The organism is Paenibacillus sp. NPDC093718, from assembly GCF_050279985.1.
Lineage (GTDB): Bacteria > Bacillota > Bacilli > Paenibacillales > Paenibacillaceae > Paenibacillus_AQ.
This window is the reverse complement of the sequence record NZ_JBNNUS010000011.1, coordinates 127461-154148: the sequence shown is the minus strand read 5'-3', so window position 1 is coordinate 154148 and position 26688 is coordinate 127461. Positions and strand designations below refer to the sequence as shown.

Annotated in this window: 20 protein-coding genes and 1 pseudogene; 8 read left to right on the top strand and 13 right to left on the bottom strand. The window is 50.3% G+C overall.

The window, feature by feature from the left end; genetic code table 11:
• Window positions 1–180: 180 nt before the first annotated feature.
• Together ACQKPA_RS27285 and ACQKPA_RS27280 are read left to right on the top strand one after the other, a co-directional pair.
• On the top strand, window positions 181–1152 hold the full coding sequence (locus ACQKPA_RS27285) for a M23 family metallopeptidase (protein WP_427495581.1): 972 nt from the start codon (window positions 181–183) through the stop codon (window positions 1150–1152).
• Between the two features lie 32 nt (window positions 1153–1184).
• Window positions 1185–1604: a bactofilin family protein gene (locus ACQKPA_RS27280; RefSeq protein WP_071222492.1), complete on the top strand. Its 420-nt coding sequence runs from the start codon at window positions 1185–1187 to the stop codon at window positions 1602–1604.
• A 133-nt stretch (window positions 1605–1737) separates the two neighbouring features.
• Here the strand turns inward: ACQKPA_RS27280 and ACQKPA_RS27275 are convergent, their stop codons facing one another.
• Both ACQKPA_RS27275 and ACQKPA_RS27270 read right to left on the bottom strand, forming a co-directional pair.
• The gene (locus ACQKPA_RS27275; RefSeq protein WP_427495580.1) at window positions 1738–2511 is read right to left on the bottom strand and encodes an ABC transporter permease; all 774 of its coding nucleotides are present in this window, start codon (window positions 2509–2511) and stop codon (window positions 1738–1740) included.
• On the bottom strand, window positions 2504–3421 hold the full coding sequence (locus ACQKPA_RS27270) for an ABC transporter ATP-binding protein (protein ID WP_427495579.1): 918 nt from the start codon (window positions 3419–3421) through the stop codon (window positions 2504–2506). The genes ACQKPA_RS27275 and ACQKPA_RS27270 overlap by 8 nt, the downstream gene beginning before the upstream one ends.
• Window positions 3422–4004: 583 nt before the next feature.
• Between ACQKPA_RS27270 and ACQKPA_RS27265 the strand changes: the two are divergent.
• Window positions 4005–4196: pseudogene (locus ACQKPA_RS27265) on the top strand (helix-turn-helix domain-containing protein); the annotation flags it as partial.
• 112 nt (window positions 4197–4308) lie between these two features.
• On the opposite strand, the gene ACQKPA_RS27260 reads toward ACQKPA_RS27265, so the two are convergent.
• A complete protein-coding gene (locus ACQKPA_RS27260; protein WP_427495578.1) occupies window positions 4309–5046 on the bottom strand; it encodes an LCP family protein in 738 nt (245 codons plus the stop codon).
• Between the two features lie 1212 nt (window positions 5047–6258).
• Between ACQKPA_RS27260 and ACQKPA_RS27255 the strand changes: the two genes are divergently transcribed.
• Window positions 6259–6627: a helix-turn-helix domain-containing protein gene (locus ACQKPA_RS27255; protein ID WP_076324736.1), complete on the top strand. Its 369-nt coding sequence runs from the start codon at window positions 6259–6261 to the stop codon at window positions 6625–6627.
• Between the two features lie 90 nt (window positions 6628–6717).
• On the opposite strand, the gene ACQKPA_RS27250 is transcribed toward ACQKPA_RS27255, so the two are convergent.
• The 4 genes from ACQKPA_RS27250 to ACQKPA_RS27235 all read right to left on the bottom strand — a co-directional run bounded on the left by ACQKPA_RS27250 (window position 6718) and on the right by ACQKPA_RS27235 (window position 15553).
• Window positions 6718–6864 (bottom strand): hypothetical protein, encoded by a 147-nt coding sequence (locus ACQKPA_RS27250; RefSeq protein WP_179090689.1) that lies wholly within the window; start codon window positions 6862–6864, stop codon window positions 6718–6720.
• Between the two features lie 320 nt (window positions 6865–7184).
• Complete coding sequence (gene gltB / locus ACQKPA_RS27245) at window positions 7185–11780, bottom strand: glutamate synthase large subunit (RefSeq protein ID WP_427495577.1); 4596 nt, start codon at window positions 11778–11780, stop codon at window positions 7185–7187.
• A 725-nt stretch (window positions 11781–12505) separates the two neighbouring features.
• On the bottom strand, window positions 12506–14773 hold the full coding sequence (locus ACQKPA_RS27240) for a YhgE/Pip family protein (RefSeq protein WP_427495576.1): 2268 nt from the start codon (window positions 14771–14773) through the stop codon (window positions 12506–12508).
• 198 nt (window positions 14774–14971) lie between these two features.
• The gene (locus ACQKPA_RS27235) at window positions 14972–15553 is read right to left on the bottom strand and encodes a TetR/AcrR family transcriptional regulator (RefSeq protein WP_071222484.1); all 582 of its coding nucleotides are present in this window, start codon (window positions 15551–15553) and stop codon (window positions 14972–14974) included.
• Between the two features lie 330 nt (window positions 15554–15883).
• On the opposite strand from ACQKPA_RS27235, the gene ACQKPA_RS27230 reads away from it, so the two are divergent.
• Window positions 15884–17059 (top strand): MGDG synthase family glycosyltransferase, encoded by a 1176-nt coding sequence (locus ACQKPA_RS27230; protein ID WP_427495575.1) that lies wholly within the window; start codon window positions 15884–15886, stop codon window positions 17057–17059.
• 98 nt (window positions 17060–17157) lie between these two features.
• Here ACQKPA_RS27230 and ACQKPA_RS27225 read toward each other — a convergent pair whose 3' ends face one another.
• The 3 genes from ACQKPA_RS27225 to thpR form a co-directional block, all read right to left on the bottom strand.
• Window positions 17158–17841, bottom strand: coding sequence for a metal-dependent hydrolase (locus tag ACQKPA_RS27225; RefSeq protein WP_427495574.1), 684 nt, complete (start codon window positions 17839–17841; stop codon window positions 17158–17160).
• A 42-nt stretch (window positions 17842–17883) separates the two neighbouring features.
• Window positions 17884–18780 (bottom strand): cell wall hydrolase, encoded by an 897-nt coding sequence (locus ACQKPA_RS27220; protein ID WP_427495573.1) that lies wholly within the window; start codon window positions 18778–18780, stop codon window positions 17884–17886.
• A gap of 97 nt (window positions 18781–18877) precedes the next feature.
• Window positions 18878–19456, bottom strand: coding sequence for an RNA 2',3'-cyclic phosphodiesterase (thpR, locus tag ACQKPA_RS27215; RefSeq protein ID WP_427495572.1), 579 nt, complete (start codon window positions 19454–19456; stop codon window positions 18878–18880).
• Between the two features lie 302 nt (window positions 19457–19758).
• Between thpR and ACQKPA_RS27210 the strand changes: the two genes are divergently transcribed.
• Together ACQKPA_RS27210 and ACQKPA_RS27205 are read left to right on the top strand one after the other, a co-directional pair.
• Window positions 19759–20712, top strand: coding sequence for a D-2-hydroxyacid dehydrogenase (locus ACQKPA_RS27210; protein WP_427495571.1), 954 nt, complete (start codon window positions 19759–19761; stop codon window positions 20710–20712).
• A gap of 188 nt (window positions 20713–20900) precedes the next feature.
• Entirely contained in the window at window positions 20901–21212 is a 312-nt protein-coding gene (locus tag ACQKPA_RS27205; protein WP_113061058.1) for an MGMT family protein, read from the top strand.
• A 13-nt stretch (window positions 21213–21225) separates the two neighbouring features.
• Here ACQKPA_RS27205 and ACQKPA_RS27200 read toward each other — a convergent pair whose 3' ends face one another.
• The 3 genes from ACQKPA_RS27200 to ACQKPA_RS27190 all read right to left on the bottom strand — a co-directional run bounded on the left by ACQKPA_RS27200 (window position 21226) and on the right by ACQKPA_RS27190 (window position 24872).
• On the bottom strand, window positions 21226–22206 hold the full coding sequence (locus ACQKPA_RS27200) for a TRM11 family SAM-dependent methyltransferase (RefSeq protein ID WP_427495570.1): 981 nt from the start codon (window positions 22204–22206) through the stop codon (window positions 21226–21228).
• 19 nt (window positions 22207–22225) lie between these two features.
• The gene (locus tag ACQKPA_RS27195; RefSeq protein WP_427495569.1) at window positions 22226–23347 is read right to left on the bottom strand and encodes an MsnO8 family LLM class oxidoreductase; all 1122 of its coding nucleotides are present in this window, start codon (window positions 23345–23347) and stop codon (window positions 22226–22228) included.
• 109 nt (window positions 23348–23456) lie between these two features.
• Window positions 23457–24872, bottom strand: a complete 1416-nt coding sequence (locus tag ACQKPA_RS27190; RefSeq protein ID WP_427495568.1) for a deoxyguanosinetriphosphate triphosphohydrolase family protein — start codon at window positions 24870–24872, stop codon at window positions 23457–23459.
• A gap of 427 nt (window positions 24873–25299) precedes the next feature.
• On the opposite strand from ACQKPA_RS27190, the gene ACQKPA_RS27185 reads away from it, so the two are divergent.
• Complete coding sequence (locus tag ACQKPA_RS27185) at window positions 25300–26619, top strand: polysaccharide lyase family 7 protein (RefSeq protein WP_427495566.1); 1320 nt, start codon at window positions 25300–25302, stop codon at window positions 26617–26619.
• Window positions 26620–26688 lie beyond the last annotated feature (69 nt).

Below are 26688 nucleotides of genomic sequence, written 5' to 3'. Positions count from 1 at the left end.
ATCATTGACCAATTCCATATGTATTTATTCAATTACCCAATGGCGCACCATACTGAATAAATTCTCTTATCTAATAATTTTTGACATGTTCTTCGAAAGAATAGAATACATACTAGATAAGGAGCTGGCCAAGTCTAGCGGGTACCATGATCCATAAACGATGTATGGAAGGGAGATGCCATGAAAACCACACACCGTAAACAACGCTTAACCTTGCTGGTGCTTCGGGATGCCCAGCATTCAGTCAAACAGATCCATCTGTCCAAGCCTCTAATGATAGCGGTGCCCGCGGCCGCTATTTTGTCCATCGCCGGACTGATCGTTTCCCTGCAGATCCAGTCGGCCCAGACGATCTCGGGGCTGGAGCAGCAGCTGATGCTCAAAAACCTGGAAGCCTTAAAGATGGAAGTGACGGTTACCGACAAGGAAGAAGCCATAGAACGTCTAAACAAAGCCATCATTCAGCTGTCGGGCGAAGCAGAGCAAACGAAGGTCCAGATGGAGCGCGTTCAGCAGCTGGAGCAGGAGCTTCAGCAGTTTATTCAGAAGCACGGCAGCTTGTCAGGACAGACCTCCTCCATCACAGCTGAGGATAAGCAGCATGTCGGAGGGGAATTCATTGCCGTTCATGAGAATGGAATGTTAAGTCTCGCGAAGGAGACTCAGGATGATTTTGAGGAGATTCAGCAGTTGATTTCTCGCATGGAGCAGCATATTCCGCGTACGCTGGATCAGGCTCAGGAAACCCAAGAGAAACGTGAAGGCACACCCTCTCTATGGCCGACCACCTCTAAGCGGCTGACATCGAATTTCGGTTATCGGAGCGATCCTTTTACCGGGCGTTCGGCCTATCATGCCGGCATCGATATTGCCGGTAAAACCGGCGATCCGATCTATGCCGCCGGCGCCGGCGAGGTGACGGCAGCGGAACGCAGCGGAGCTCGAGGACTTTATATCGTCGTCAAACATCCAAATGGACTGGAGACCTGGTACATGCATCTGGACAGCCTGGACGTGTCGGTAGGCGATCATGTCGATCAAGGTGATACCATCGGCAAGCTGGGGTCTTCCGGGCGAAGCACAGGCCCTCATCTTCATTTTCAGGTCGTCAAAAACAACCAGACGATTGACCCGTTGCCTTATCTGCAGTAACAACATCCATTTTTAATGAGGAGGAATATAATATGAAAAAGAAAAACAAGAACAAGCGGGCTTCAGAGCGAACGGATACGCTGATTGGGCCGGGAAGCGAAGTGGAAGGTGTGCTTCAATGCGAAGAGAACCTGCGGATTGACGGCCGCTTCAACGGCTCCATCGAAAGCCAAGGCTGTGTCACCATCGGCGAAGAAGCCATTGCCCGCTCCAATATCTCCGCTCGGGAGGTCATCGTGGCCGGCAAGGTGTATGGCGATGTAACGGCGGAAAACAAACTGACCATTACGCCTACGGGACAAATGTACGGGGATGTTTACGCCGCTTCCCTGATCGTTATGGAAGGCGGACTCCTGAATGGAGCAAGCCGGATGGACCATCCAACCTCCAATCAGGATGCTGCGGAGTCAACGGACACCACACTGCCGCTTCAGCGTTCGGAAGCAGGGTAACCTAAGCGTATGGACGACCACTCGAACCCGGCAGTTTTATATAGAGCGGCTGGCTCTTTCAGCCGACATCATCAAAGAGCCCCTTCCCATCCATGTTCACACGGGCAGAAGGAGCTCTTTTCTTATTCATAAATTAAGCTGCAACGTCTCTCCTCGTAAAGGCCAACCAAGAGATGAGCATGAACAACAAGCTATAGACAACCAGAATCGTGATGGAGAAACCGAGCCCCACTCCCCCCGGTCCGGCCGGCGACTGAATGTAGCCGCTCAGGTCGGTGTGGAGAAAGAGTAAGTACTTCGCCCATGCAAACCGCTCCGGATTAAAGATAAAGCCGAAAATATCCTTGGTGAACAGCACCAGCAGCGATAATCCAATCGCCAAACCGCCAGAACGAAACACCGTAGAAAGCATAAACGCAATCAGCGAGATGATCAGCGCCTGGATCGTATCGGTCAGCAGGAGAAGCAGCGAATTGTTCATCGAAGATCCCTCGAATCCGCCCGACAATCCGGTACTTCCGGAGAATAACAGCAGCGACATAGCGATCCCCACCACAGCCGTGATTCCTGCACAGAGCAGACCGAATAGAATCAGAGCGGTGAATTTGGACAACAGAATCTTCCCTCGGCTCCACGGCCGAATCAGCAGCAATTTGATAGTCCCTCCGGCAAACTCCCCTGCCACGATATCCGCCGCGATGATCACCGTGAAGATCGTACTCAGGTAGATGGTGAAGCTCTCCGTCCAGGTGAATACGGTCCAGACATCCATCGGCGCATTCGTAAAGTACAGCATCGTAGGCATAGCCACATTAAACAAGAGAAGAATCGCCAGCATGACCCATGTCCGTACGCGATAATAAATTTTCATATTCTCATTGGCTACGAGACGGGTGAAGTTATTCAACAACGAATCCCCCTCCCGTCATTTCCAAGAATTGATCCTCAAGCGACCGGGTCACCGGCTGTATGGCATAAACGCGTATGCCGGCTCCGACCAATGCCGCGTTGATATCCGCAATCATATTCTCGTCACCGCGGACAATGATTCGATGATCGCGGGCTGACGCTTGGAATTCTTGGAGCAGGGCCGCCGCTGCTTCCGCGTCATTGACGGTAAATGCCGTCTCTTCAAACACGCGCTCTCCCTCAGCCGTCCGCAGCTGCCGGATATCAATCAGCTTGCCGTGGCGTATAATGCCAACGGTATCGCACATCAGCTCCATCTCGGACAGCAAATGACTGGAGACGAATACGGTCATCCCTTCCTCCTGCGTTAATCTGCGCAAATAATCTCGCAGCTCCCGAATGCCCTGCGGGTCCAAGCCATTCGTAGGCTCGTCCAGGATCAGAAGCTTCGGCCGGTGCAGCAGTGCCTGTGCCACGCCGAGCCGTTGGCGCATCCCCAGCGAATAGGTCTGCACTTTCTCATGAATCCGATTCCCGAGCCCTACGAGTTCCACTACCTCATCGATACGTTCCTTGGTAATGCCCTGCATCATGCGCGCAAAATGCTTCAGGTTGTTATAACCAGACAAAAATTTATACATCTCCGGGTTCTCGACGATCGCGCCAATCTGGGCGGCTGCCTGCTCATAATTCTTCCGAATGCTGTAACCCCCGATGGTAATATCCCCTTGAGTGATGGACATCAGCCCGACCATCATCCGAATGGTCGTTGTTTTGCCAGCCCCGTTCGGTCCAAGAAACCCGAAGATTTGTCCAGAGGGGATATCTAAAGTCACATTATCCACTAAAACCTTGGACGAGATTTTCTTCGTAACCCCGAGCAGTCTTACCAGCGGTTCCTGCTTCATGTAATCTATTCTCCTTTGCCCTTGTATCATGCAATCTCCACAATTATACAATACTAGAGCAAAGGACAAAATTGTTGAATGCATGACCCCTATATTGCCTATTAATGGAGCCGTCTACTCGCGATGCACCAACAAAGCCGATTGACACGCCTTGCAGACTCCCGCCGGAACATTATGCTTATAGAATCCGGTTTTATACAAGCTGTGGCTTTGTGCAATAGGAAGCATCCGACAGCAACTGACGCAATACATCATTACTTCTTTCATCCCGTCATCTCCTCTTTCGGGATAGATGCATCTATATCTATGCACAGTATGATACAAAATGTATCCACTACAAAAATTCTATATAAATTGTTACTCTTTGTCAAACCTAAATCAACCAAATTATGATGAGACTACAGGACCTGGGATACTCATTATATCGGAATGATAAAGATACATTTTTTTCTAAATTTTTAATAAATGATACAATATGTATTGACGATCAACAGAATTTAAGATACATTTTGTATCATATTAGATATTTTATATGATATAGGTTTGCTCTAAATTAATGGAACCTGTAGAGAGGTGATTGTGAATGTCATATGGATCTCGCATTGCAAAATTGCGGGAGCAAAAAGGTTGGACCCAGGAAGAGCTATCCGAACGTATTGGTATCAGTCGGGCTTCTTTATCGCATTATGAGAAAGATCGCAGAGAACCAAACTTGGAAACGCTAACAAGATTAGCGGACGTATTTCAAACCACGATTGATCAAATCATTGGAAGATAGTCTGTTCAAGCCCCCCCACTCAAAAATAATCAAAATAACCAAAAACTTCGATATTCTACTTCACACACAAAAACCCCCTCTACTCAAAAAGGGGGTTTTGTGTTACGAGTCATTCCATATACGCTTGTAACGTAGACCTTATCTTTTCTCTTTCTTGATCAGCGACGATATAATACCAAATTCCATTCATTTTTTGACCGTGGCCTGCGATTTCAACCTGCTCAACCTTTTTCAGTTTTTGACGGTACTCTGTTACAAACATCTTCATCTCTTCAAACGAAATATCCGTCTTGACACTGTTTCCAATGTTATCCAACAGTGATTCCAGTTTAAAAACAGTCGAAATCCTTATCAACTTATTTAAGATCCCCTTCAGAACCTCCCGTTGCCTTGCATTCCTGCCTAAATCCCCCTTAGGATCTTCAAACCGCATACGCGAGAATGCCAATGCTTCCTCACCGTTTAAGTTCAATTCCCCCTGATCAAAGTCATAGCCTGCATATTCGAAACGCATATGGTTATCCACGGTGACTCCACCCAATGAATCTACAATGCTGGAGAAGCCCTCCATGTCCACTTTAATGTAGTAATCGATAGGGAATTGCAAAAAATTCTCCACGCTGCTGATCGACATCTCAACGCCTCCAAAGGCATAGGCATGGTTAATTTTATCCACCGTTCCATGTCCTACAATATCAGTCCTGGTATCACGTGGAATATTAAAAATGAGTACTGACCCCTTTGCAGGGTTTACGGCCATTAATATCATGACGTCGGATCGTCCACGATCATAGGGCCTTTGGTCTACGCCCAAAACCAGAACAGTAAATGGATCAGCGTTCTTCATGTTTTTCTCTCCGAGCTGAATAGTCGTCCGATCATGTACGAATGTTGGAACTACAGGCGAAGGCTCCCGCTCTTCGTAAATCCGAACTGCTGTCGATTTAATGGATTGATACGTATACAAAAGATAAGCTGAAGGCAGCAGTATAAGAATAGCCAGCAGCCACAGGACCCATTTCCTTGTCATTTTCATCCAGTGATGCCTCCATTGCGTTGACCTTATACTGTCCCGTTAAAGGTCAATGTTAAATCACGACTTAAAGAATAAATTAATACCGTGAAATCATCTTGAACAAAGATAGGAGAAGGGAAACCAGCAGAAATATGTATCGAGGATGTTTCATGATCACAATGAACTAAATATATAACTCCGATTCGAGATTAGATAAAAATCTACATATGAAATCATATAATGAAGTCTCTTTATTAGTAGGAGAAAAACAACGATATTCTAAACCTATCCCTCATCATGCATACGGATTTAAGGTAAAAGAACTAATGACCAAGCAACGTAAATATAGTAGAATAGCAATAAACCATGATAATAATGCATCGGGATTCCCTGTTCACTGCAGGCTATCCATAAATTACGTTTCAATTATAGAGACTCATTTTATTCGACTCGCTGTGACCGAACATCATTCGGTTCAACATACCCACGATACGGGTCTTTTTATCGCCGTCTGTATGGAATTCTGTATGATACAATTGGCGTCCATAAAAGAGTCCCCTTGATTCAATGTGGCCCGAAAGCAGAATATGATCCACATTATCATCAATTTCGTAACCCAATATAATATTAGAATGAATCGGTATTTCCCAAGGACATAGGAATACAAGACCACTTGGCACCAACTCTAGCGGTGTAACGGAATGACTTTTCCCATGAATGGTTAATTGCCCGATCTGCATGACTCTAATCCTTACCGTAATTTGGTGTTGCCGTTCTCGTAACATTGGAGGTAACCCATCCGCTCCTTATTATAATTTTTTGGTATGGGACATTTCTGCGCTGGATAAAATGATACTAACTGTACCCAAACCTTTACATTGCAGATACGATATGTATCTCATTAATGTTTATAATACGATACACATTGTATCTAGTCAATAAAAAGTAGTCTTTTTATGTATATAATAAACCGGTAATTTTAACTTTATTGATTTATTCAATTAACTTCTATAGATACAAGCCATTCGAAAGGGGGATCAATGCGTGAACTACGGAGAACGAATATCTGAATTACGTGAACAACATGGGTGGACTCAGGAAGAGCTCGCTACCTCTGTCGGTATTACACGTGCTGCACTATCCCATTATGAAAAAAATCGGCGCAAGCCCGATTTCGAAACATTGACCCGCCTGGCAGATCTGTTTGACGTATCCATAGATTATCTGATCGGGAGAACGACACAGGAAAAAACGGTGCTTGATGCGGAGGTTCGATCATTTGTGGACGGCCTTGAACTATCCGATGAGGATTTATTGGAACGCTTTAACCTTACGGTGGACGGCCGCAAGCTAACCGAAGATGAAGCCAAGCGATTTATTGCATTTGTTCGCATGGAACGGGCCATGAAATAATGCTCATGCCTAAGAACTACAAAATCCCCGCCGTGTAGGATACGTTCATTACTACAAGCCGGGGATTTTTTTGCCTCCATAAGATCATATTTAATCTTTTCTTAATTCCTCCATTTGCAGCCATTTATCAGGATGGATTCCCAATTGAGTCATGAGCTTATTGATGTCAATGTTCGTTTTCTGCTGGTCAAGCCGCTGCTCGGTGCTTCCGGAGCCTCTCTCCTTGTCCACACTCATTTCCACAACTACCTCGCTTATCTATAATTTCCTCTCCATCCCAGCTGCTAATACTTGTTGAAATTACCATGTATACAGCAACAACCTATTAAACAACTTACTTACCAATATTATAACGAACGAATCCACATGATGCTGTCGTCTTGTGGAGCCTTTGTCCTATGCTTCGGGTTCTAATTTTGTCGAATTTTCTTTTGGAATATTTTGTTGAAAACCATAGTTTCTTAACAAGACCATCGTAACTTATTTATATATGAAAAAAAACCACATTGCATTCATTAAAGAACACAATGTGGTTTCAGCTGATCTATCATCAGATGTTAGTTCCCTGTACGAGCCAACTCTTTCATATTTGCTTCAAATGCGGCGAGAAGCGCAGCTTCACCTGCCAGCCCTTGGTCTTGAGCCTTCTCGATATGCAGCAGCATGCGTTTGTAATCCTTCGGAATAATACGAACAAAGCGGCTGAGCGCCTGATCCCAGTCCCCTAGAATATGCTGTGCAGGCACACTGCCGGTGTACTGCTCATGCTGCCGGATAAGATGATGGAGTGCTTCCACTTCTGCTGTTTCCTCTACGCGCTCAAGGAGTACCATCTCCAGATTGCAGCGATCCACAAAAGTTCCCTCAGGATCATAGACGTAGGCCACCCCACCGGACATCCCGGCTGCGAAGTTCCGTCCGGTTTCACCGAGAACGACTACCCGGCCGCCGGTCATGTATTCACAGCCATGGTCGCCGACACCTTCAACCACAATGCTCGCACCCGAATTACGAACGGCAAAGCGCTCGCCGGCAATGCCTCTTACGTAGGCTTCGCCGCCTGTAGCACCATAAAACGCGGTATTACCGGCAATGATGTTCTCCTCGGCTTTGAAGGTTGCTTTCGGTGACGGCTTCACAATCAGCTTGCCGCCGGAAAGGCCTTTACCGATATAGTCATTCGCATCCCCTTCAACCGTCAGCGTCATCCCTTTCGGCACAAAGGCACCAAAGCTCTGACCTGCGGAACCCACGAAGTTAAATCGAATCGTGTCTTCCGGCAGTCCGGCAGCGCCGTATTTGCGCGTGACTTCACTGCCCAGAATCGTACCCACTGCACGATCCACGTTTGTGATCGGGAAGGTGCCTTCTACCGCCGCTCCCGATTCCAATGCAGGCGCAGCGCTGTCTAGCAGCGAACGGATATCCAGCGTTTCTTCCAGGCCATGATTCTGTCTTTGACTGCGATAGCGAGTGCTGCCTTCCGGAAGCTCCGGCGTATACAGCAATGCGGAAATATCCACGCCTTTCTTCTTCCAGTGATGATCCGCTTTGACAGCATCCAGGCAGTCGGTACGTCCAATCATCTCATTAACGGTGCGGAAACCCAGCTCTGCCATCAGCTCGCGCATGTCTTGAGCGACAAAGCGCATAAAGTTGGCAACATGCTCCGGATCTCCTGTAAAGTTCTTACGCAGCTCCGGATTCTGAGTGGCTACGCCAACAGGACAAGTGTCCATTTGGCAGACACGCATCATGATACATCCGATGGCAACCAATGGTGCCGTAGAGAACCCATACTCCTCGGCTCCAAGCAGAGCCGCTACCACCAAGTCGCGTCCGTTCAGCATTTTGCCATCCGTCTCGAGCACGACGCGGTCACGCAGATTGTTCATGATGAGCGTCTGATGGGTTTCGGCAAGGCCAAGCTCCCACGGCATGCCCGCATGACGGATCGAGCCTTGCGGAGAAGCCCCCGTACCGCCATCGTAACCGCTGACCAGAATGATATCCGCGCGGCCCTTCGCAACACCTGCAGCGATCGTGCCCACACCCACCTCGGATACGAGCTTCACGTTGATATCCGCACGCGGGTTGGAGTTCTTCAGGTCGTAAATAAGCTCTGCCAAATCCTCAATGGAATAGATATCATGATGCGGCGGCGGGGAGATCAGACCAACACCCGGCGTCGAGCCGCGAACCTCGGCTACCCAAGGATACACTTTACGGCCCGGCAGCTGTCCGCCTTCGCCCGGCTTCGCGCCCTGTGCCATCTTAATCTGGATTTCGTCCGCGTTCACCAGGTAGTTGGAGGTTACGCCGAAACGTCCCGAAGCCACCTGCTTGATGGCGCTGCGGCGGGAATCGCCGTTAGCATCCGGGATGAAACGGGCCGGATCCTCTCCGCCTTCACCCGTATTGCTCTTGCCTCCGATACGGTTCATCCCGATCGCAAGGCTCTCATGCGCTTCCTTGCTGATCGAGCCGAATGACATCGCGCCCGTTTTGAATCGGCGCATGATGGATTCTACGGATTCAACCTCATCCAGTGGTACCGGCTCGCCGACCGGCTTGATTTGAAGCAGTGAGCGCAGCGTAAGATGCTGCTCATTCTCACCTTTCACAAGCTCTGCATATTTCTTGTAAGTTGCATAGTCATTGGTGCGGACCGCCTGCTGCAGCAAATGGATGGTTCTCGGGTTGAACAAATGCTCTTCCCCGTCAGCTCTCCATTGATATTCGCCGGCCGAATCCAGCGCTTTATCGTTCCCGTCCTTATCAGTAAAGGCACGCTCGTGATGAGCCAGGGTTTCCTTGGCCACTTCTTCCAGACCGATCCCCCCGATACGGGACGGCGTCCGTGTGAAATAGCTTTCTACGAAATCTTCTTTGAGGCCGACAGCCTCAAAGATTTGAGCTCCGCGATAAGATTGGATCGTGGAGATCCCCATTTTCGATAAAACTTTAACGACGCTCTTGCTTGCCGCTTTAATGTAATTCTTCACGGCTTTCTCATGCGAGATCCCGCGAAGCATGCCCTCCGCAATCATGTCATCCAGTGTTTCGAACGCCAGATACGGGTTGACCGCGCTCACGCCGTAACCGAGCAGCAGGGCGTAATGATGTACTTCGCGAGGCTCACCGGATTCAAGCAGGATCGCCACCTTGGTCCGGGTTCCCTGACGGATCAGGTGATGATGAAGAGATGATACGGCAAGCAGCGATGGAATCGCCGCATTGTCTTTATCCACACCGCGGTCCGACAAGATCAAGATGTTATGGCCCTTGGCGATGACCCGGTCCGCTGCCTCGCAGAGGGTATTGATCGCTTGACGAAGCCCTTCTGCTCCTTCCGCTGCCGGGAAGAAGATCGGAATGGTCATAGACTTGAAGCCGGGACGACGAACGTGGCGCAGCTTCGCAAAATCTTCATTCGAAAGCACCGGCGAATCCAGACGGATGTGACGGCAGCTTTCAGGCTCGGGCTTCAACAGATTACGCTCCGGACCGATCGTTGTTGCCGTTGAAGTGACCAGTTCTTCACGAATCGCATCAATCGGCGGGTTCGTCACCTGGGCGAACATCTGCTTGAAGTAGTTGAACAGCCGCTGCGGACGGTCGGACAACACCGCAAGCGGTGCATCGTATCCCATGGATGCGACAGCTTCCGCACCCGTGATCGCCATCGGCTCGATGACTTTGCGCAGTTCCTCATACGTATACCCGAAGGCTTGCTGCAGCTGACGTACATTTTCATGCTTCGGATCCGGCAGTTCCGGCGCGTCAGGGAGATCATGAAGCTCTACCAGATGCTCATCCAGCCATTCAGAGTATGGAAGTTCCTCGGCGATGCTTGCTTTGACTTCTTCGTCGGAGATGATCCGGCCTTCCTTCGTGTCAACAAGCAGCATCCGGCCAGGACGCAAACGGTCCTTGTACAGCACGTTTTCCGGCGGAATATCCAGAACGCCCGCTTCGGAGGACAGAATGATCAGATCATCCTTCGTTACGTAATAACGGGATGGACGCAGTCCGTTCCGGTCCAGGGTAGCCCCGATCTGAACACCGTCCGTGAACGCCATCGCTGCCGGGCCGTCCCATGGCTCCATCAGCGTGCTGTGGTATTCATAGAACGCTTTTTTGGTCTTATCCATGCTCTCATGGTTGCTCCACGGCTCAGGGACCATCATCATGGCCACATGCGGCAGGGAACGACCGCTGAGATACAGGAATTCAAATGTATTATCGAACATCCCGGTATCGGATCCGTCCGGGTTGATGACAGGTTTAACCTTCTCGAGATCACTTCCGAACAGTTCATGCTCGAACAGCGATTGACGGGCGTGCATCCAGTTTACATTCCCGCGCAGCGTGTTGATCTCGCCGTTATGAATCATGAAGCGGTACGGATGCGCGCGTTCCCAGCTTGGGAACGTGTTCGTACTGAAACGGGAGTGAATCAGCGCAATAGCGGATTCCAATCCTTCTTGCTGCAGATCCAGGTAAAATTCCCCTACCTGCTCCGTCGTTAACATACCTTTGTACACGATTTTCCGGCAGGACAGGCTGGATACATAGAAGCTGTCGCCTTCGGGCTTGCCGCTGTAACGGATCGCCAGCTCGGCGCGGCGGCGGATCACATACAGCTTGCGCTCGAACGAGAGATCATCCTGAATGTCGGAACTTCGTCCGATGAACACTTGGCGGACGTACGGCTTTGCCGCTTTTGCGGATTTACCCAACATTTCATCATGGGTCGGGACATCACGGAATCCGAGCAGGGTCTGGCCTTCTTCAGCAATAATAGAAGCCAACTGATCCTCATGGGCCGAGCGGACGGCAGGGTCATGGGATAGGAACAGCATGCCGGCACCATAATGCCCGGCTTCCGGAAGCTCAAAGCCCAGCTTCGCTGCTTCGGCGGAGAAGAAGGAGTGAGGAATTTGCAGCATAATCCCAGCACCGTCACCGGAGTTCGGCTCGCTGCCCTGTCCGCCGCGATGCTCCATATTGGCAAGCATGGTCAGCGCGCTGCTAACGATTTCATGGGATGGCTTACCCTTGATATGGGCAACAAAACCCATACCGCAAGCATCTTTTTCAAACTGCGGATCATAGAGGCCCTGTTTCTGGGGAAAATCAGTATGTTTCATAAGATGCAACCTTTCTTTGTATAGAATAAAATGCTGCTGATCAATAACAGAAAACATAAAGCGCGTGTTCAAAAAGGTCGGTTTTCAGCACCGAGAAGATTGGATGAAGCTAGGGACTGAGGAGTGGAGCGTACGTTTTTGGTACGTGAGCACCGGAAGGCCCGGCTGAATTCAAGATTCGATGCCGAGTGGCTTCCTGATTCACCTCGTGATCAAAAGCGGACTTTTTGAACAACCTCTTAAAGGTTGGACATCAATCCTCTCCTGCAGTGGACACACTGTCTTGAGGTGATGCAGTATTGTGCAAAAGCGGCAAGGGGTAACATTTACCTAACACGTAAGATTTATTAGTTCTATATATTTTATCACCGTCATACAGTGCAGGCAATTCAAAGTTTTTATGAATTTGATAAGAATTGTTTTTATGAGAGTTATCACAATACACAGTTAAAACTTATGTAGAATAGTGCAAAAAAACATGCAAATATAACATTCCGAACAGGCGGTTTTGTTCACCTTATCTCATTTCCACAACCATCCGCTCGTCTTTTTCCCTTCAGCTTCTCTCCAACGGGAGAGGCAAGTGATCATGATCCAATATAAGATGATGCAGCTCCAAGGTTGGTTCTCCATTGCCACGCTTCGCCCGGACATCAAAAAAAAGACTTCCCGAGATCTGATCGACCTTCAGGGAAGCCTCTTCCTTCATATAATAGATATCTTGCTTATGCAGTCACCGCTGTATCGGTGTCTGCTGCCTTCTTGTTGTTTCGGGTAGCCAGGAAATACACGGCGGTCAGAGCCAGGAATACGAGACCGAATCCGGCCAGTACACCCACATTGGCCCACATGCCGTCGAAACTTCCTGTGGAAATGACGTCCTTGTAGCCTTTTACGCTGTAAGTCATCGGCAGAAGCGGATTCAATGCCTTCATCCAGTTCGGAATCAGCTCTACCGGGAACGTGCCTGCACTTGTTGTCAATTGGAGGATCAGGATAACGATGACAACGAAGCGTCCAGGCTGATCCAGCCATGTGACGAACATTTGCACCAGGAACATGAACGACAAACTCGTAATGATGGAGAAGAGATAGAAGAGCGGAACGCTCTGCACCTCAAGCTTCAATCCGTACAGCATAACGACCGATGCCAGCAGCGCTTGAATCAATCCCATTCCGGCAAAGGACAGCGTACGGCTGACAAACCGGTTCCAGCCCGATGCATTCGGTACCGATGCACTGCGGATCGGCAAAATAATCGTACAGAGCAGTGCTCCGACAAACAAACCAAGCGACAGGAAGTATGGTGCGAATCCCGTACCGTAGTTCGGCACTTCATTCACTTTGTGCTCTTCAACCTGTACCGGTCCGGCAAACATGGTGACCGTTTCGTCGGTTGTTTTGATATCGCCTGTCTTGTCGGCAGCCTCGTTCAGCTTGCCTGCAAGCTCTCCGCTGCCTTCCTTCAATTCACTCATCCCGTTTACCAGCTCACCGGCTCCGGAATCCAGCTTTTTCGAGCCGTCGGCAAGCGTGGTAACGCCGCTTCCGAGCTTGCCCGCTCCTCCTGCAAGCTGCTGCGTCCCTTGCGAAAGGGTGGCTGCTCCGCTTGCAAGCTGTTTACCCCCAGCTGCCGCTTCGCTAAGCTTCGTGCCGAACAGCTTCATGCCGTCAGCCAATTGGCTTTGACCGGCGCTCAGCTGTTTGGCACCAGCCAGCAGCTCTTGACCGCCAGCTGCGAGCTGTTTGCCGCCTTCAGCCAGCTGGTTCGCTCCGGCGCTCAGCTTGCCGGCGCCTTCCTGCAGCTGCAACGTGCCTTGATTCAGCTCGGCTGCGCCTTGTGCCAGCTGTTTCTGGCCAGCATTCAGCCCGCTTGTGCCAGTGGCAACGGATTGGCTCGCAGCCAGCAGCTGCTGAACCTCCGGACTTTGCGCCAGCTCCGGATTACTTTCAGCCAGCTTCTTCAATCCGTCTGCAACGGCCTTGGCGCCTTGCTCCAAGGAAGCCGTAGCCTCCAGCGATTGATTCAGCCCGGCTTTCAGGCTGCTGCTGCCTTCATGAGCGCTTTTCGCGCCTGCCGCAAGCTGGGAAGCCCCTGCCTGGTTGGCTTGCAGGCCTTCATTCAGTGTGGTGCTGCCGGCTGCGGCAGATTCAATCCCCGCTTGCAGCTTGGCACCGCCCTTGCTAGCTTCCTCGGCTCCCGCTTGCAATTTGCTGTGACCCGCTTTAAGCTGATCCAAACCGGAAGCGAGAGTGCCGGCTCCTGTGTTCAACTTGCCTGCACCGTTGTTCAGCTCCTGCACGCCTTTGGTCAAAGGCGCGATTCCATCCTGAAGCTCCTGTGTGCCGCTGACAAGTTTAGCCAAATTTTCCTTCAGCTTCACGGCGCCATCATCCAGCTTCACGGCACCTTCGGATATCTTGGTTGCACCGTCTCCCGCTTCGCTCAAGCCATCCGATACCTTGGCTACTTGATCGAACAGAGTTTCCGTATAGGCTTCCGTCACTTTCGCGGACACCTTGGACTGAATCTGCTTCACCGCAGATCCGCCGATTTGGGCCGCCAGGAAGTTGTAGCCTTCATTCGGCTCAAATACGATCTGCGCAGGCTGCGGATGGTCATCCATTAAAGTGGTCGCCTGCTGCGAGAAATTCTCGGGAATGCTGATGGTCATGTAGTACTTGTTATCCTGCATGCCCTGCTCCGCTTCCTGCCGATCAACGAATTGCCAATTAAAATCTTTTCCCTTCTTCAGCTCGGCAACCAAATCCTCGCCAGCGTGAAGCGTCTTCTCTTCAAAAACAGCGCCCTGGTCGTTATTGACGACCGCAACGGGCAAATCCTCCATCTTCCCGTACGGGTCCCAGAAGGCCCCGAGGAACATACCGCTGTACATGACCGGTATGAACAGCACCGCGATGATCGGAATCAATATTTTTTTATTCCGAACGGCAGCGCCAAGATCTTTTGCAAATACAGATAATGACTTCATCCAGTCTCTCTCCTTTTTTTCTCTAGATAACCAGCCGACATGAATCTGCATCGTGGCAGATCACATTCCAGTACAGAATGACCAATATCCTCAATTAGTCAGTTTGGGCCAAAAAAAACGATCCCTGGCAAGGAAGACGATCCCTCAAAGCCTAGAGAGTCCGCCTTCCTCATCACGAAGGAGGTTCCTGTATCCTTCTTATGAAGTAGCCTTCAACCCGTCAGCCAAGAACACCATCATATATTCCTTGATCTGTTCCTTGCTCAGCGGCTTGTGCAGCTGATTGAAGTCCGTCGTGAGGGCAACATACAGTTTCAGCATCACGAAGGATACCACTTGAGCATCCAGCGGCTTGAGCTCGCCGATCGATATGGCCTGCTCCACAATTCCCTCGAGATATCCGACAATCCCGTTCTCCACCTTCGTCAACCCTTCATGCGCCTTCGGCGTGCCAATATCCCGCACCTCTTGCGATAGCTTAATGAACAGCTCATGCTCGCCTCGGAATTCAAGCAGCGCATCCAGCACCCGATACAGATTGTCGAAGAAATCTCTGTCCTTCCGGATCTCCCGCTCGGCAATACGCTTCATCTCCATAATGGCCGACAGCAAAATCTCGTCAAACAGCTCATCCTTATTCGTGAAAAACGTGTAGATCGTACCTTTCCCTACATTTGCAATCTTCGCCACCTGTTCCATCGTCGTCGCTTTATATCCGAACAAAGCAAACGACTTGGAGGCAGCATCCAGCACCTGCTTCCGACGGTCCACAGCTGACATGCTTACCCCTCCTTCTTGATCTTTTTAGATTGGCCTTCATTCCAAAACTGACCAAAATACTTTTTCGGTCAATCGGTCAAAAATCACTTTACCAGATAATCGGAGGCATTGCAATATTTTTTCGTTAAATTTTTTAATATTCTGAATGCAGGGTTCAAATTATATCATGACGTCTAATGTAAGTGTACGCTCTGACTCCCAGCCGTAAAATAATTGAAATGCTTTTCCCTTTTGCGCGTATACTTATGATGCATACTCTTTTTTTCGCGCCGCTCTTCAAAAAATGATTCCTGTTTTGTAAGATAGAGGGAGAAAGAAGTAGGTGAAACCATGCGATATACAAGAGTGCTCCTCTTTTCCGAGGGTTTCGGCACAGGTCATACGCAAGCAGCGTATGCGCTGGCTGAAGGTATACAACGGATGAATCCCGGCATCCACTGCCGTGTCATTGAGCTCGGCAATTTTTTGAATCCAACCGTGGGGCCGTTAATCTTATCCGCTTATCGAAAAACCGTCAGCACCCGTCCGCGCCTTGTCGGCATGCTGTACCGTTCGCAATATAAGAAATCGCTAAACCGTTTGACGCGGCTCGCGCTGCACCGTATCTTCTACGCGCAGGCTCAGCAGGTCATCGAGCAGCTGAAACCGGATCTTATCATATGTACCCACCCCTTCCCTAATGCCGTGGTCTCCCGCCTGAAGCGTCAGGGACTCGAGGTTCCGCTCTATACGCTGATTACCGACTATGATGCCCATGGCACCTGGGTCAATCCGGAAGTGGATGAATATCTCGTATCAACGCCTCATGTGAAACAAATGCTGCTGCGGCGGGACATTCAGCCCGAATTCATTCATGTGACCGGCATTCCGGTGCATCCCAAGTTCTGGGAAAGAGGCAATCGAGAAGCGCTTCAAGCCGAGCTTCAATTAAAGAACATGCCAACCGTACTGATTATGGGGGGCGGTTGGGGTCTCGTATTCAACAAGGAGCTGCTCAGCAAGCTGGCCAGCAGGGCCGATGATATCCAGCTGGTCTTCTGTATGGGACAGAACGAGAAGCTGGTTGCCAGCATGCGTGAAGACCCGATCTTTCAGCATCCCAACATTCATGTTCTCGGGTATCGCGACGATATACATAACCTCATGGAAGTGTCGGATTTGCTCATTACAAAGCCAGGCGGGATGACTTGTACAGAGGGAGCCGCCAAGGGAATTCCCATGCTGTTCTATGAGCCTATCCCGGGACAGGAAGAAGTGAATTCCCATTTCTTTGTCAGCGAAGGCTATGCGGAAATTTTGGACTCTCCTTCCGTGGTCGACAAATGGCTGAACCTGCTGTCCGATCATTATGATCAGGTGAGTAAGAAACGTAATGGAGCCGGCCGGCGGCGCATACCGCATCTGGAGCCCGACCACTGCGCCAGCCAGGTCATGGGATTGCTGACCGAAGGGCGCATGCCCGATTGTCGTGAGGAAGTCGTCAAACTGTTGGCGGACCAGCCCTAATATTTATAGCATGCTCTATAATTCCCGCCTTTGAACTTTTACCCCAAAAAAGCTTCCCTGTCTTCGTGACAGGGAAGCTTTTTATATGAAAAATCCATCTATATTTCCAGCGTTTCTCCGTCCTTCAATGGATGTCCCTGAATGCCTGTTTTGGCTAATTCGTCGCAGAAGGCCCCTGCATCCTGTTTAATGCCCGGGAACGTGTCATAATGGACTGGGATTACATGCTTCGCACGGATCCACTGTGCGGCCAACAGGGCGTCCTGTGGGCCCATCGTCAATAAATCCCCAATCGGCAGCGCAGCTGCATCAATGTTGTTCATCTCACCGATCAAGCGCATATCGCCAAACAAACTCGTATCGCCTGCATGATAGAATGTTTTCCCGCCCATCGTCAGAATGACGCCGCCAGGCTGCCCTGCATAGATCCAGTTGTCCCCTACCGAAATGGATGAAGAATGAAAGGCAGGGGTAAACTTCACCCTAAAGCCATCGAATTGCGCGCTTCCGCCGATGTTCATTCCATGGGATTTGGCACCCAGGCTGCCGCAATACACAGCGAGTTCATAGACCGCGATAATCGGGCAATCATTCTGCTTCGCAATCTCGATGCAATCGCCAAAATGATCGGAGTGCCCATGCGTCAGCACAACCGCATCCACCTTTACGTCCTTGGGCTCAATGCCGGAGCCAGGATTCCCTGATAGCAGCGGGTCGATGATCACACGAACTCCGCCTTCTTCCACCAAAATGCTTGAATGGCCGTAATACGTAATATTCATGCTTAAACACACCTCCTACATCCTAGTTTACCCATACGGGGACTACTTGTAAAAAGAGTGATTTCCTATTTTTTTAACAAATGTTCTTGAATGATGTACCGTCAGGTCCTGAGCCAGCTTCAAAGACAGGAAGAAGTACGTATCGTCCTTTACCTCTTTTTGGCCATGAAGTGCCGCATTCACGGATTTAATCGTCTCTTTGTTCGGCTTGACACGTTTAAGACGCCCGTTCGCTACAGGACTAAATTGGTGCTTTTGATAGATGACATCGGTAATCGTATCGGGAAAATTAGCGGACCGCAGCCGGTTTAAGACAACGTTAGCAACGGCTACTTTGCCTTCGTACGGTTCGCCTTCCGCCTCTGCCATGACAATCTTCTGGAGCAGAAGCAGTTCTTCAGCTGACAAATCATAGGTCCAGGTCGCTTTGTCTTTCTGATCCTGGGTTAACGTATTTGTTCTTGTGAAGAATAAAGTTGTGGGGGGGGTTAAGCTTTCAGTCTGAGATTTGACGACATGCGTCCCCTTTTGTTTTGCCGGTTTCCCGTCCGCAGCCTGAGATTTCGATGGTTTCTTTTTCTCATCTGCAGCCTTCAATGCTTGTTGCGAGTTCCAATATCCGTTTTCAGCCAAACCTATGCCTTTTGCGTTTGAAAAAGCATGACTCTTGCTCCCCGGCTTATTCCACTCTTGGAAAACAATTGAAGACAAAATATTGACAGGTTCCCTATCCTGCTTGGTACTCGCGTCTTTTACAAATAGATCAGGGTCATTTACAGGAGCCGGGGCAGCCGTCACGAACTTCGGCATATCCTGCTGCTGTTCTTCCCCTTCCGCCTTTGTCTGCATTCCAAGTAAACTTATAAGAGACAAACTCACAAAGAGCGCTCCGATGAGCAGCGCAACCCAGCGATTTTGCCGTAGCACTTTCATAACCATATTTTTCCTCCTATGATGTCGGCACATTCCTACACTATGTAACCACATTTTTAGGCGTTGAAAACATGGTAATTTTATGAACATTCTATTTTCAGTTTCAGAAAATGGTCGAAAGCCGCGCCACACCTACTGTTTCGTACATTGGAGTTGCATGCAAATTTGTTCGAAAAAGAACGAGCTGCTGCACTTCCCACTGGATGGGCCTGGGTCCTGCTCCGATAACATCCAATGAAAATTGGTTCCCTTGAAACTTCCGGCCAACCGTAATATGCGGACGAAACGGTCGCTCCTCCGGCACAAATCCGAAAGCCTCCATCCTCGATACCACCGATTGCTGAAGCTGAGACAGAGCATTCAAATCCCCACCGACTCCCGCCCATAAAATTCTTGGCGAGGCGCTTGCCCCGAACACGCCGGCATCATAAAGACCAAGCTTGAAGGGCTTATGCTCTTTAGCGACTTCCTGCAGCGCCGCTGTGAGCTCTGCTATTCGATTTGACGGCGTATCGCCTAGAAACTGTAAGGTAATGTGGTAATCCTGCGGATGAACCCATTTTTTGAAAGTTACTTGCTCTCCCAATGTTTCCGTCCAATCCTGAATCCGGGACGACACCTCCGAAGGCAGATGTACGGCAACAAATAAACGATCCATAGCTCCCTCAGCCGAATGGCTCAACTAAGACACTTCCTTCCAATCCTCTTTTATCCTAAGCAGCCGCTGGCCGCTATAAGCACCATGTTTTCTTGGTTCGTTTATAGTTTGAGCAACAATACCTGAAAATAGTATGAGGGGTACATCAAATTCGCCTAAAAATATGATGAAGCTTCAATTTACCATAAACCGGACAAAAATTCATGTACAAATTTTCCAATCGGGACAGTTCGTCCATGCGCAAAGTGATGATTTCTGATAATATGTTCCCAAAGAGTTTAACACTTTTATTCTGGTTTATATCACATTCCTTAGGAGGTAGCACCATGCCGAAAATCGTTTCCATACACGACTTAACCACGGAACAACAGCAAAAAATCAAAGATATCGCCCCCGACTACGAGCTGCTGGTTACGAAAGCGAAAGAGCTTACGCCAAGCATCGTTCAGGATGCCGAAATCATGATCGGCTGGTCACGCTCCGTACAGGAGGATATATTGTCTGCAGACAGTAAACTGAAATGGATTCAAGCATGGTCAGCCGGTGTCGATAAAATGCCGCTCAAAGAGCTCGAAGAAAAGGGCATTCAGCTTACCAATGCCAGCGGCGTACATAGCGTTCCGATCACAGAGCATATTTTTGCGATGATTCTGGCCTTCACGCGCAACCTTCATCTCGCCATTCGACAGCAATCGAACAATAAATGGGATACGTCCGGCACGTTCACGGAATTGGCAGGCAAATCCATCGTCATCGTCGGCGTCGGCCAGATCGGCAGTCATACGGCGCGCGTAGCCCAGGCGTTCGGTATGCGGACCGTCGGTGTCCGTCATTCCGGCAAATCCGATCCTTATGTGGAAGCGATGTATAAGGTCGATCAGCTCGATGAAGCGCTGGCTGAAGGTGATTATATCGTGAACATCCTGCCGCTCACGGAAGATACCCGCGGACTGTTCAATGAGGCAAGATTCTCGGCGATGAAGGACTCCGCCTTCTTCGTTAATGTGGGCCGGGGTCAAACCGTAGTAACCGAAGACATGATTCGGGCGCTTCAAGCCGGGTCATTGGCGGGTGCGGGGCTGGATGTGTTCGAGGAAGAGCCGCTTCCGTCAGACCATCCGCTGTGGTCAATGGACAACGTCATCATGACCCCTCACATGGCGGGCGATACGGATCGCTACGGCGAGCGTGCCGCGGATATTTTCCTGGAGAATTTACAGAGCTATGTAAGCGGAAAGCCGCTCTCACGAAATGTAATCGACTATAGCAAGTCGTACTAAGACCAGGTAACAAGTTCTTAAATACAGCTTTAATCCTGCTCTCAAAGGAGCCGGGGATCGATCGTGCAACAAAGACCACAAGATCTATACAACAAAAGGAACGTCCCGAGGTTTTCACTTTCCACACCTTCCGGGACGCCCCTTTTTATTTATTTAACTACATTTATACGCAATGGGAGAGAGAATCGATGCAGCCGTATACGCAACGTGTAATTGAAGTGATCCGGAGCATTCCGGAAGGATATGTCATGACGTATGGACAGGTAGCCAGACTGGCCGGCAGCCCAAGGGGCGCACGACAAGTCGTCAGAATACTTCACACCCTCAGTCACATTCACAAACTGCCGTGGCATCGGGTTGTCAACGCAAAAGGAGAAATCGCCATCAAGGACGATGAATCGAGACTCATGCAGGAGCTGTACCTCCAAGGCGAGGGCGTTGCCGTCAATCCCAAAGGCATCATCGATTTAGAGAAATATCGTTATGACCCTGGGGAATAAATAGCAGGCCCCATTATTCGCACAACCAGATATCCCTCACAAAACTCCCCTTATGGGTCGTGCAATGACGCAGGACCTTCCAGCCCGTACTCATCAACTGCTCACGTAATGGCTCTGTGCTGACGATGACAGCTCGATCTGACAACCGGCGTAAGCTTTGCAGCATCTGCAGCTTCTCTTCTTCAGGGAAAACAGAACACAGATTATACGGCAGGTCCAGGATCGCGGCATCATAATGCCCTTGCAATGTATTCATATCCTGAATGGCAACTTTGTTGTCATCATAACCGTAGTGCCTCAGATTCACCCTCGCTCCCCGAATGGCAAGCGGATTGATGTCACGCCCCTCGGCCGCGATTCCCATCGAGAACGCCTCAATTAATACATTCCCCATACCGCAGCAGGGATCCAGGAGCGTCACTTCGCTTAATCGAGGAACTGCCAGGTTGACCAGTGCCCTCGCGATGCGCGAGCTTAGGCCTGTGGAGTAATTTTGCGGCTTCTGTTTATGCTTCAGCCATGCGCGTTCAGGTTCATGAAGAAGTCCCAATCTCCAGATGCCGCCTGTTGATATCATACCGAGCGTGACATCCGGGGCTTTCATCTGTGCAATTCCTGTAATTTGGCGGCCTACCACCCGCTCATACCCGCGTGATTGTTCATAACTGAACCGATCTCCCGCCTTGAGACAGACGACTTTGAAGCTTGCGTTGTTAAGATGAATACTGCCTGCTTGCTCAGCCATTTCTTCGATGGATTCTCCAGTCATCCTGACGTCGATACAGGCTGATAAGAACGGGCTCCGATCCGGATCAACCCATTGCTCGCTTTCCAGCCAATCCTCACCGTCAGGCTCATGACCGAACAGCTCCGTCAGCTCCATCAAGCACAGCTCGCGCTCCGTTTCATGACAGGCATACGTGTACAGATTAGTGGACTTATCGCTTATGAAGGATGGACCAAAAGTAATGTCATAATCGTTTGAATGCATCATTTATTTTGTCTCTCTTCTATTATATATGTGCAGCAGTTGACTGCTGCTCCATTAACAGCCGATAGGATTCCAGCCGTGCATTGTAATCACTTACCGGCGTGACGATCAGGAACTCGTCACACCGATACCGCTCTGCCATATGCTGCAATCTGTTTCGCACACTTGCTGGCGTGCCGATGATTAGCCGCTGGGATGGGCCTGACGAATCGGAACCAGACGGGGCCGGAACTTCGGATTCTGACGCGGAATTCCTTTGAGGATCCCTGTGATGGATCGTGGCTGTTCTGCCACTGGAATGTGTATCGCCGCCCCCACCAACTTCTGCTTGGCCGATCGCAGCCAAGACTGGGCTTTGTTCATGATCAGCCGTTTCCTTACGGCCCGTCGGTACGCTACCCCGCCCTGGTCGGGGTATCTCCGCGGCAAGCTTCTGCGCCTGTTCCTCCGTCGCCGCGCATACCACGCTTACCGCCACCATCGTGCGCGGTTCTTGCAGAAAAGCGCTTGGCCGATAAGCTTCCCTGTAAGATTGGAGAACTTCCGCCCCGTCCGTATCGCTCATAAACTGGCCGAATACATAGCCCGTACCGAATTCAGCCGCATAACCCGCACTCTTCGTATTTGTGCCGAGCATCCACATTACGGGCGGAGTAGCGGGCACCGGCTTCGCAGCCACTGGAACGTCCTCGTAGCGATACCGATCCTCCAGCAGTTCGGTTAAAGCCCGAATCCGATGCGGCAAATCCGCTACATGACCTAGGAAATTTCCGCTGAGCGCCATGCTCGTATGTGCCGAACCTCCCGGAGCCCGCCCAATCCCGAGATCGATGCGTCCGGGATACAGCGCTGCCAGCATGCGGAAATTCTCCGCAACCTTCAGCGGGCTGTAGTGGGGCAGCAGTACGGCCCCGGAGCCGAGCCGAATGCGCTTAGTCCTAGCACCGATATGGGATAGCAAAATCTCGGGCGATGCACAGGACAAATGCTCCAGATCATGGTGCTCTGCCGCCCAGTAGCGCCCGTAGCCCCATGCTTCCGCATGCTGAGCCAATATCACCGCTTGCTGCAAGGCTTCTTCGAACGTACTCTCTCCAAAACGCGGAACCAGATCAAGCACGCTCAGTTTCAATTGGTTATTCATGCAATCCCCCTTTCCGGCAGCCTTCCAACATCCATTAGAAAAAATGCAGGTTCATTAGCAGATGGTGGCCGAACCAACATCAGTGCAACCACACACCTGCTCGCCACTGTTAATCCAAATCGTAGATCGAGCCTACCTTAAGGCCATACAGCTCGTTGTAGATTTTCTCGGCAAAAGCGTCCGTCATGCCCGCGATATAATCAATCACCATATGCTCCCATGTCCAGATCGGCTGGGCCCGCTTCTGGTCCGCTTCATAGCGCTGAAGCCAGTCGGACGGAATGATCGCCGTAGAGGCAACTGGATCGAGAAAAGCATCCCACAAGCGCTTGATAATCCATTCGCTGCGCTTCTGCAGGCGCTGCACCCGCAGGTCGCGAATCATGGTCACCCAGGCAAAACTCTTTAGGACACTGACCGTACGCAGCATATCCTCGTCTTCCACGCCGTCTTTGACAAACGTTACCTTTTTCCAATCCCCGTTCGTAATTACGCCCAAGCTGCCTACAAACAGGCTCACCCAGTAGGCCTTGACTTCCCGCCGGGTACGGGAATAGTCATTCTCGCAGGTCGGCATTTTCTCGTTCCATATTTTCAGAAACTCGTCCAGCACCAAATCCACTTTCGGTTGGATCTGCTCCTTGGTCCATCCCTTCCATACCTCGTCTTCCAGCGTCATGATCTTCTGCACGATCAGTTTGTTCAAGTGACTGTCCCGCAAAAAGTGTTCATGCACCTCAATCTTCCCGGCTTTGATGCCATCCTCCAGATCATGCGCGGAATAGGCGATATCATCGCAAAGATCCATCAGCTGCGCTTCGAGCGTTCGATGCGTGCCAGGAATTTGCCACTCCTTCCGGATATGGGAGATGTATTCCCATTCATGCCGATACATTCCCTTGTGATTATCCAATCCGGAGAACGGATATTTATTGATGCCAAGCAGCACCGCATCGGACAGATTGAGTCCGTTGACGTTCTCTCTTTTCTCCAAAAACATGATCAGCCGAAAATTGTGCGCATTCCCTTCAAAATGCTCATACTTTCGCCGCATCGCCTGCTGTACCTCGGCTGCCTGCTCCGGTGTCGGCGTGCCCGGCTGACGTGTCAGCTCCGTCTCGGTTTTGCGATCGATATGCTTCTCCAGAATTCCCTGCAGCACCTCTTCGCCCTTGTGACCGAATGGAGGATGCCCAAAATCATGCGCGATCGCCGCGCATTCCACCACCTCGGGATCAATCATCAGCCCGGCGTTTTCCGCCTGTTCCGGCATCACTTCAGGGTAATTGCGGGTCAGGCTCCGTGCCGCTTCGCGCGCAATCTGGGCAACCTCAAGCGAATGCGTTAAGCGCGTCCGATAATAATCGCCGGTGCCTGCACCGAATACCTGTGATTTTCCTTGCAGCCGGCGGAACGTCGGCGAATGGATCAGGCGCGAATAATCCCGCTCGTATACCGCGCGCGAAGCATCCGACTTCGTCTGCTCCGGATATTGGCGATGCTCTCTAAGCTCCTTCAGTGTCATTTATCCCACTCCTGTTTTTATCTATTTATGGTCGATTCGGAATCGTTCGTTCTTATGATTATATGCCATCCGGCAGCTGAAAGAAAAATATGATTCCCAAGGTAAGCCATTCACTCCTTGTATACCCGTATAGTCACGTCGGCTATCCGCTAAGCACGATATTCCCGTCAGGTTGATGGATGGAGCAAATCATTAAAAAGATGATTGCAATCTCCACCGCGCTATCTCGCACCCTCAGGGAGCAGAAGCATCAATAATTCCTCCATTATGTAAAAACGCCAAGCGCTTATAGGATTAACACAAGACCTGTGCGCGCATTCTTGCTACGTTGTTAGATAAGCGCTGTCATTCCTGTCTTAAAGCGCACCACGGAAAGGAGGGAAATGATATTCCATAAGAGTTGCACCATTATACGGGAGGGATCGCTGTGAAACGAAGGCATGCTTTTTCGAAAAGAATAACGTTCTGCCTGATCAGTGCAGCCATGCTGTTAGCTCCTCTGTTTGAAGGACACGGATTTGCCACTGGAGAGAGCAAGTACTCGGCTTCCGCATCGGCCAGCAGCTATGACACCCGCTGCGCTTGCGATGCATCGAAAGCGGTGGACGGCAGTCTAAGCACACGCTGGTCCGCCGAAGGCGACGGCACTTGGCTGAGGCTGGATCTAGGGTCCGCCAAACCGGTATCACTGGTTAAAATTGCGTTTTACAACGGAGATTCGCGTACATTCACCTTCGATATTCAAACCTCAACCGACGGCTCCAACTGGCTTCAAGCACGAAACGCTGTCCATAGCGCTCAAAACAACCAGCTGCAATCCTTCACCATCCCCGTCGTGGAAGCCCGGTATGTACGCATTGTGGGCTACGGCAATACCTTCAACCAATGGAACAGTTATACGGAGGTTGAAATATGGGGAGGCACTGCGGATGGAGGAGGCGGGGGCCTTGACCCTGCCAAGCCTCCTTCGGGCAATTTTGACCTAAGCAAGTGGAAAATCACCCTGCCAGACGCGTCCGAGGTCCAGGCCGGAGCACTCGCCAGCGGGTATGTGCATCCGGATTGGTTCTATACCGATCCCGTCACCGGCGGCATGGTGTTCACATCGCCTAATATCGGTGAGACCACCACGAACAGCACTTACACCCGCTCCGAGCTTCGAGAAATGTTGAATCCGTCGACGAACAGCGCCTCCTCATGGGCCAACAACTGGGTAACCTCTACCTCCTCCCCATCCATAAAATCTCAGGCAGGCGGCGTGGACGGAACGATGAATGCTACTTTAAGGGTGGATCATGTATCCGTCAGCGGGAACGAAGCCGATAAAATCGGTCGCGTCGTGGTCGGGCAAATCCATGGCCCAAGCACCGAACCGATTCGGCTCTATTACCACAAGCGTCCTTCGGACAGCAGAGGTGCCGTTTATTTTGGTACCGATGATCTGGACAACAACAACACCTGGGTGAACATTCTCGGCGGACCAAGCCAGCTTAATCCTGCAAACGGCATCGCCCTCGGCCAGAAATGGAGCTATGAAATCAAGGTGACCGGGCTTCTTATGACAGTGAAAATAACCCCTGAGGGCGGACCGGCCACCACGGTGACGCATACCCTCCCTAGCGGTTATAACGATAAGTATCTGTACTTCAAAGCCGGCGTCTACAACCAAAACAAATCGGATACCACCTCGGATCAATCCGACCATGTCAAAGCTACTTTCTTCTCTCTAACGCACCTGCACCCTTAACATCCACTAGCCTAATCCCATTCCGGAGCAGTCAAACGACTGCTTCCGGGTTTCTTACACACGCTTTAA